At 42.0% G+C, this 7,868-nt stretch carries 8 protein-coding genes and 1 pseudogene; 7 read left to right on the top strand and 2 right to left on the bottom strand.

Annotated elements, in window-relative coordinates:
- The 5 genes from ACH2DQ_RS22030 to ACH2DQ_RS22010 all read left to right on the top strand — a co-directional run.
- Nucleotides 1-1,125: aldo/keto reductase (locus ACH2DQ_RS22030; RefSeq protein WP_395028347.1), on the top strand; the 1,125-nt coding region annotated here is incomplete at its 5' end.
- A 167-nt stretch (nucleotides 1,126-1,292) separates the two neighbouring features.
- Nucleotides 1,293-2,201 (top strand): helix-turn-helix transcriptional regulator, encoded by a 909-nt coding sequence (locus tag ACH2DQ_RS22025; RefSeq protein ID WP_394911784.1) that lies wholly within the window; start codon nucleotides 1,293-1,295, stop codon nucleotides 2,199-2,201.
- An 8-nt stretch (nucleotides 2,202-2,209) separates the two neighbouring features.
- Nucleotides 2,210-2,806, top strand: coding sequence for a uracil-DNA glycosylase family protein (locus ACH2DQ_RS22020; protein WP_394911785.1), 597 nt, complete (start codon nucleotides 2,210-2,212; stop codon nucleotides 2,804-2,806).
- A gap of 212 nt (nucleotides 2,807-3,018) precedes the next feature.
- Nucleotides 3,019-4,302 carry a hypothetical protein gene (locus ACH2DQ_RS22015; protein WP_394911786.1) on the top strand — a complete coding sequence of 428 codons (1,284 nt, stop codon included), beginning with the start codon at nucleotides 3,019-3,021 and terminating at the stop codon, nucleotides 4,300-4,302.
- Nucleotides 4,303-4,437: 135 nt separating this feature from the next.
- Entirely contained in the window at nucleotides 4,438-4,632 is a 195-nt protein-coding gene (locus tag ACH2DQ_RS22010; RefSeq protein ID WP_394911787.1) for a hypothetical protein, read from the top strand.
- 5 nt (nucleotides 4,633-4,637) lie between these two features.
- Here the strand turns inward: ACH2DQ_RS22010 and ACH2DQ_RS22005 are convergent.
- A pseudogene (locus tag ACH2DQ_RS22005) lies at nucleotides 4,638-5,132 on the bottom strand (DUF2798 domain-containing protein).
- Nucleotides 5,133-5,670: 538 nt separating this feature from the next.
- Here ACH2DQ_RS22005 and ACH2DQ_RS22000 point away from each other — a divergent pair.
- Together ACH2DQ_RS22000 and ptsP are read left to right on the top strand one after the other, a co-directional pair.
- Nucleotides 5,671-5,928, top strand: a complete 258-nt coding sequence (locus ACH2DQ_RS22000) for an HPr family phosphocarrier protein (RefSeq protein WP_394911789.1) — start codon at nucleotides 5,671-5,673, stop codon at nucleotides 5,926-5,928.
- A 31-nt stretch (nucleotides 5,929-5,959) separates the two neighbouring features.
- On the top strand, nucleotides 5,960-7,582 hold the full coding sequence (gene ptsP / locus ACH2DQ_RS21995; protein ID WP_394911790.1) for a phosphoenolpyruvate--protein phosphotransferase: 1,623 nt from the start codon (nucleotides 5,960-5,962) through the stop codon (nucleotides 7,580-7,582).
- A 49-nt stretch (nucleotides 7,583-7,631) separates the two neighbouring features.
- Here ptsP and ACH2DQ_RS21990 read toward each other — a convergent pair.
- Nucleotides 7,632-7,868 (bottom strand): hypothetical protein (locus tag ACH2DQ_RS21990; protein WP_395028343.1); only part of this gene is annotated, 237 nt, incomplete at its 5' end.

The raw sequence follows: 7,868 nt of genomic DNA, 5'->3' as shown, positions 1-7,868 counted from the left end.
GGAAAAACAGGTCTTCGTGTCAGTGAAATCGGACTCGGCGCGGAATGGTTAGAACGGCATACGTTAGAAGAAATCAAGGATGTTATGAAGCGATGTGAAGAGAGCGGCATCAATATTTTAGATTGCTGGATGGCGGAACCAAATGTACGTTCCAATATAGGGAAGGCAATGAAAGGAAAACGTGACAGATGGATCATTCAGGGGCATCTTGGTTCTACCTGGGAGGATGGACAGTATCTCAAAACACGGAATATGACAAAAGTAAAAGAGGCATTTGAGGATTTGCTCACCCGCCTAGACACCGATTACATAGATTTGGGAATGATTCATTTTGTGGATGAAGCGGCTGAGTTTCAACAGATTATACAGAGTGAATTTATGGAGTATGCAAGAACGTTAAAAGATCAGGGCATCATACGTCATATTGGATTGAGCACCCACAACCCGGATGTTGCAAAACTTGCAGCCTTACAGGGTGAAATAGAGATGATCTTATTCAGCATCAATCCTGCATTTGATATGCTTCCGGCTACCGAGGATATGACAGAGTATTTCAATGAGAAATATGCTGATGAACTGGGAGGTATTGCACCGGAGAGGGCGGAACTATATCAGATATGTGAACGTGAAAATGTTGGTATCAATGTTATGAAAGGTTATGCAGGAGGCAGGCTGTTTTCAGCAGAAGCTTCACCTTTTGGAGTAGCCCTCACTCCTGTCCAGTGTCTGCACTATGCGTTGACCAGACCTGCGGTTGCAAGTGTTCTCGTTGGATATGATACAATCGAACACGTTGATCAGGCGGTTGCTTATGAGACAGCTTCCGAAGCGGAAAAAGACTATGCAACGGTTCTGGCAGGGGCACCAAGCCATGCGTATTCGGGACAATGTACCTATTGCGGCCATTGCCTTCCATGTCCGGTAGGAATCGATATTGCCATGGTACAAAAGCTTTACGATTTAGCCACTATGCAAAAAGAACTTCCGGATACCATTAAAGCACACTATTTTGGGTTGTCTGCAAATGCGGCGGACTGTGTTGCCTGCGGTGGTTGTGAAGAACGATGTCCATTTAGCGTTCCGGTTATTCGGCATATGGAACAGGCAAAAGAGTTGTTTCAATAATCTGATGGTTAACTGAAGAAAGATGCTTTGTGTATTTTTATACAAAGCGTCTTTTTTTCGTATCCACGTCTCTTATTTCAGTAATTTTCTGTAATGCAATAAATTGACATACGTTGTCAGGGTTTTCATGTTATGATAGTAAGTATCTAATAAGGGAGGTAAATCCGATGTCCGAAGGGCGTTTATTCAAAATCATCTATTATCTTTTGGAAAAAGGGCGGGCAACTGCGCCGGAACTAGCTGAAAAATTTGAAGTCTCCATTCGAACAATTTACCGGGATATTGATTCCCTCAGCAGTGCCGGTATTCCCATTTATGTTACAGCGGGCAGAAAGGGCGGAATCCAGCTGCTGGATCATTTTGTCCTGCATAAATCTATCTTATCGGATAAGGAAAAGCAGGAAATTTTGATGGGGCTGCAGAGTCTTGGCGCAATACAATACCAAGATGCAGAGGATATTCTGACAAAACTGGGCGCTGTTTTTCAAACTGCCCAGACAAAATGGATTGAGGCTGATTTATCACGTTGGGGTATTTCCAGAGAAAACGAGCAAAAAATATTTCAAACTTTAAAGCAGTCCATTTTGGAAAGCAGGGTCATTTCCTTTACTTATTATTCGTCTTCCGGCACTGGTATGAAAAGAGAAGCGGAACCTTTGAAATTATTTTATAAAGAAAGAGCCTGGTATCTTTATGCTTATTGCCGCTGCCGGTCTGGGAACAGACTTTTTAGGATTTCCAGAATGAAGGAGATTACACTTACAAATCAGGTGTTTAGCAGACAGATGGAAACTGCTGATACCGTATTTCCTATGACAGATATGGGGGCGATAATGAATATAGAGCTGCAATTCCCGGAGGAAATGGCTTATCGTATATATGATATTTTTGATGATCAGGATATTGCAAAGCTGGATAAAGGATATCGGGTAACAGCATCCGTGCCGGAAAACCAGTGGATTTATGAATTTATTATGTCCTTTGGGGATCAAGTGGAAATTATATCACCGAAACGGTTAAGAGAGAACATTATAGAACGCTGTAGGCGTGCACTGCAGCATCACAGAAAGGAGTAATCACACATATGAATATAAAAAAAGAGTTGGAGGGTCTGTCTGGGAAAATCGATAGGATGCAGTTTAGTAATGTTGATATCCAGCCTGAAAAAATCCGGGCTGTGATGATTAATGAGGTAGTTCCAGGCGATTCAGAACAAGATTTTTACGGCGGCGGCAGGACTGCATATTTAGAAACGACAATCCCTCTGTTTCAAAAAGCAGGTGCCTGCGCAGACACCATAAACGATATAATTGATTTGGGCGTTTATATTACGAATGCAGTAAAAGTTCCAAAATCAGAATATGCAGTAAGCCGGGACCAGATTGAAAAAAGCCTGCCTTTTCTGGAAAAAGAGCTGTCACTTTTCCCGGATTTGAAAGTAATTATGCTTATGGGGGACGTTGCAAAAAAGGCGTTCAATCTGATCAGCAAAAAAACCTCCGGGAAAAATACAATTCCAGCCATTTCAACTTATAAAATGCGAAGCAGCGAATTTTACTATAAAGGTATCCGAATAATGCCTTCTTATATCATGACGGGACAAAATATTCTGATCGAAAAGTCTAAGTTTCAGATGGCTTCAGAGGATATAGCAAACATGCTGGACATTATTCGGCTGTAATCATATAAGAGTATTATTTTCTAACTATAGAATATAGTTATATATCTTAAAGCACTGTATATTACAAGCATAAAAAAATATACAGTGCTTCGTTTTTAATCCCATCTCTGCTATAATAATATAAACCAGAATTTATTTGCATGCTTTTAACGCATAAATCAAAGCAGAAGATTTATTATAAAATTTATATAAAAAAGAAACGAGGTAATCAAATGAACACTATAAAAATGGGCTTTTCACAAAAAGATATTACCCCTTCGGATTCCATACAGACAGTTGGGTTTGGACGGCAGGATGAATGGTCAAGAGGCATTTTGAATCCCCTGCATGCCCAGATTTCCATCTGGCAGTCGGCTGATGAAATGGGCTGCCTTGCAGCAATCGACCACATAGGTTTTTCCAAACAGCACTCAGATTCTTTGAGGGATGAAATCGGGAATCTGTTATCCGTTTCCCGTGAGAAGGTAATGCTCTGTTTTACCCACAGCCATTCGGCACCCAATGACAGCAGCGCCCCAGAGTATTTTCAATTTGTCAGCACTCAGGTAAAATCCGGAGTAGCAGAAGCACTGCAAAACATGGATTATGTATACGCGGCATGGGGGAATGCCTATACCGATATCGGTTTGAACCGGCGCAGCGGCTGTGATACGGTAGACAAAAGGATTGGAATATTAGAAGTCCGGGGAGCGAAAGACGAAGAGCTGAAATTAATCCTACTTCGCCTGTCTGTCCACAATAACGTACTGAAAGCGGATAATTACCGGATATCACCGGATTTTTTCGGCACCGTAAGGGATGTATTACAAGCTAAATATGACTGTCCGGTTATGGTAACACAGGGGGCTTCCGGAAATATTGCGCCAAAGTATTTTCAATCAGAACTTTTGCCGCCGGATGCCAGTGACAGCCGTTTTATCCGCTCTGAGACGGCGCTGAACGACATGGCACGGGCGGTGCTTTTGCAGACAGAGCCGGTCATTGCATCCCTGGAACCGCGACCACTTAAAACCATCTCCATGTATTCCAGAAACATCACTCTTTTTGCAGATGTGCCGTCTTATGAGCAGGCAGCCGCTATTGCCAAAGAAGCAGCAGAAGCATGTGGCATTGATGGTACGTTATGGCTCAGGGAAGTACAGCGTCTTTTACAAAATAAGACAGACGTACAGGAGGAAGAGATCGAAGTCCAGTATTTGTTCCTGGATACGTTCTGCCTGTGCGGTGTGGCAAATGAAATAATGTGTGAATTTGCACTGGATGTTTCCCGGCTGCTCCAGAATGAGTTTTTCTATTTTGGAGGCTACACCAATGGATGTACGGGCTATTTCCCAACGGAAGAAGAATTTGATATGGGCGGTTATGAAGTTTACTGGTCCATGCTATTTTATTTTATGCACCATGGACGTGTCTTTCCGCTGCAGAGGAACTCTGCATCGGAATTAATCAGGTTTGTTGCTGATCATGCCCTGGGGAGTAATTTAGACAGGTTATGAAATCTGCAGAAGTGGATTTAATAGAGTAACACTGGGACAATCAGGTGTATTAGATGATAATACGGTTTCCTTGCCAAAACTTATGAAGAAACGGCTTATCTGTGCCTGCTTCGGGAATGTTATGCGTCTTTTCCAATGGGTGTAATTACAGGAGGCTTTCTTGCAGACTATGTGTTTGAACCATTTATGCAGACCCGTCATCCCCTTGCGCTGCTTCTGCAGGGGATTGTAGGGAGCGGAATGTCGGTTATGTTTCTGTGCATCGGTATATTAGGATTTATCACAAGCATTCTGTGGTATCGCAACCCGGAGCTTAAAAAACTTAAATAGTCGAATCAACACTCAGGTCCCGGTTGTGGTTCGCAGATTTCCAGCTGCTTTTTAAACAAAGACCGGAAGACAAGTCTCACAAAGGGACCTGCAAAGAAAATCTGCCAGCATAGCGCCATGGGAAAATTCATAGCTGTTGTCTGGAACCACACTGCTATAATTTCTTTGCCCGGGTGTTTGAAGAGGATAGCAGCTGCCAGGCTCATGACCGGGCACATCAGGCATACGATTACGCAGGAAATAACCAGGGTGATAAATATGGGGCGGTCTTTGGGGGTTACAAAGAGAAAGGCAATGAGGTGTGACAGTTTTTCTACAGCAAAAAACTACAGTACAAATGCAAGGGCACACATAATGACCAGTTCATGAAACGCCAGTAGAAATACCTCGTTTGTCATTCCACCCCGATTGACTGCTATGTTATAACAGATCATAGCATAGACCATGGCGAAGGCCATGAGAATTGTAAAAATAATATTTTGTGCTTTGGTTTTTGGCATTTTTTAAATCTCCTTTTCTTAAAAAAGTGCGCAAAAATACACGTGTGTTGTTCGTTAATCACGCAAGCAAAATGCACACATGTATCGTTTCCAATTAAAACCAAAGTATTTTTGTCATTATGTAATTTTAACAGAGGTAAGTATATCATAAAATTGGAAACTTGGTAAGTACTTTTTTATAATAATACCGGAAAACCCGCGACAGTAATCCAAAAGCTAAATATCCTTCTTAACAATTTCACCAAAAAAGATCATAAAAAATTGGAAGAAACATAGAAAGTATTCGATAAGGGTAATATATAATTGACTTCTTCAGTGGTCTATGCTAAGATGATCTATGTAAAGGATAGTGATTGTGTATACAAGCTAAACCTGTATGTAGAAATGATTTTGAGAGCCAGTGCTTTCAGATTTATTTGTGCATATAGGTTTTTTTATTGCCAAATTGCACTTTTGGCGTAAAGGGGAATCAGAATATTTCCAAAGGTATCAGCGCATAATTGCGACAAATGGAGAAAATCTAAAGGAGGATTAGAACATGAAGAATTTTAGTTATGTAGTCAAAGATGAGGTAGGAATTCATGCAAGACCGGCAGGACTGCTGGTAAAAGAGGCAAAAAAATATGAAAGCAAAATCACGCTGTCAAAAGATGGAAAATCAGCGGATGCAAATAAACTGATGGCTGTGATGAGTCTGGGAGTAAAATGCGGTCAGACTGTAGAAATTGAAATTACAGGTGCTGACGAGGAAAATGCGTATCTGGGAATGAAAAAATTCTTTGAAGAAACATTATAATCATCGTTAAATACAATGAGGAGGCAGATAAATGCTAAAATTATCAGGAAAATCGGTATATAAAGGAATCGTTATGGGACCCGTTGCGGTCCTGAAAAATAACGATCACCAGGTAAAACGTAAAAAGATTGAACATGCAGAATTGGAAATTGAAAGAGTGGAAAAGGCTCTGGAAGCGGCAAAAGAGCAGCTTCAGAAATTATATGATAAGGCGGTAAAAGAAGTGGGCGAAGCCAGTGCTGCCATTTTCGAAGTCCATCAGATGATGCTGGAAGATGAAGATTATCTGGATTCCATACACAATTCCATCCGAACAGAAATGATCAATGCGGAGTACGCAGTTGCCGTTACCGGAGATAATTTTTCCGCAATGTTTGCCAACATGGATGATGACTATATGAAAGCCAGGGCAGCGGATATCAAGGATATATCCAATCGCCTGGTTCAGAACCTGGAAGGAAAAGGCGAATTGGATTTAAGTACTATGGAAGCAGCAATCATTGTTGCAGATGACTTAAGTCCCAGTGAGACCGTCCAGATGGATAAAGAAAAAATACTGGCATTCGTAACCGTACATGGCTCCACTAATTCCCATACAGCAATCCTGGCACGCATGATGAATATACCGGCACTGATCGGCGTTCCGGTGAACCTGGAAGAAATCCAAAGCGGTGTGGAAGCAATCGTGGATGGATTTGCCGGGGAAGTCATATTTGAGCCCTCTGCAGAATTATGCAGCCAGACCGAAGCCAGAATTCAGGAAGAAAAAGAAAAGCTGGAACTTTTAAATACCTTAAAGGGAAAAGAAAATGTTACTCTTGGCGGTAAGAAAATTAATATATATGCCAACATTGGCAGTGTGGGTGATGTTGGTTATGTACTGGAAAATGATGCAGGAGGAATTGGGTTATTCCGCAGTGAGTTTTTATATCTTGGAAAATCCGAATTTCCTACAGAAGATGAGCAATTCCGGGCTTACAGGCAGGTAGTGCAGATGATGGCAGGCAAAAAAGTAATTATCCGTACTTTAGATATCGGCGCAGATAAGCAGGTAGCGTATTTTAACCTGGATAAAGAAGAGAATCCAGCGCTGGGTTACCGGGCAATCCGTATCTGCCTGAAACAGCCTGATATTTTCAAAACGCAGCTTCGAGCACTTTTTCGGGCAGCTGTATATGGAAACCTGTCCATTATGTATCCGATGATTACATCCACAGAAGAGGTCCATCGGATTTATGAAATTGTAAACGTAGTGAAGGAAGAGCTGGAGAAAGAGCAGATTCCTTATAAACTACCGGAACAGGGGATTATGATCGAAACACCTGCTGCTGTCATGATCAGCGATGAACTGGCTGAAATTGTGGATTTTTTCAGCATTGGAACAAATGATTTAACCCAGTACACGCTGGCAATTGACAGGCAGAATGAAAAACTGGATGACTTTTATAATCCCCACCACAAAGCGATTCTGAAAATGATTCAAATAGTGGTGGACAATGCCCACAAGTGTGGAAAATGGGCTGGTATCTGCGGAGAATTAGGTGCAGACCCGGAATTGACAGAGCAATTCATCCATATGGGCGTGGATGAACTGTCGGTTGCTCCTTCCATGATTCTCAAACTGAGAAAGCAGATCCGTGAAATGGCGGATTAGAACAGATAAAACAGCTAAAACAGGAAATGAGTCCATGCGGTTATAAACACTAAATTTGGGTTTTGCTGAGTAAGACGCTTTGTATACAGAGGCAGTGTACGGAAAGAGAAGGGGGCGGACCAGGAGAGGGGTTTGGAAGGCTCAACGCAGAACTGGCATTTTCTAACCTTCCCGAAGCGCTTTTTGGCGGCACGCGGGCATTCGCTCCGAAATCCTGATGCATTTCGCAGCTCAGTGCCCGCTTAGTATCCGATGGGAGCCAGTCGAATACTATCCGCCAAAAAGC

It is taken from the genome of Robinsoniella sp. (assembly GCF_034124845.1).
This window is presented reverse-complemented; position numbering and strand designations above follow the sequence as displayed.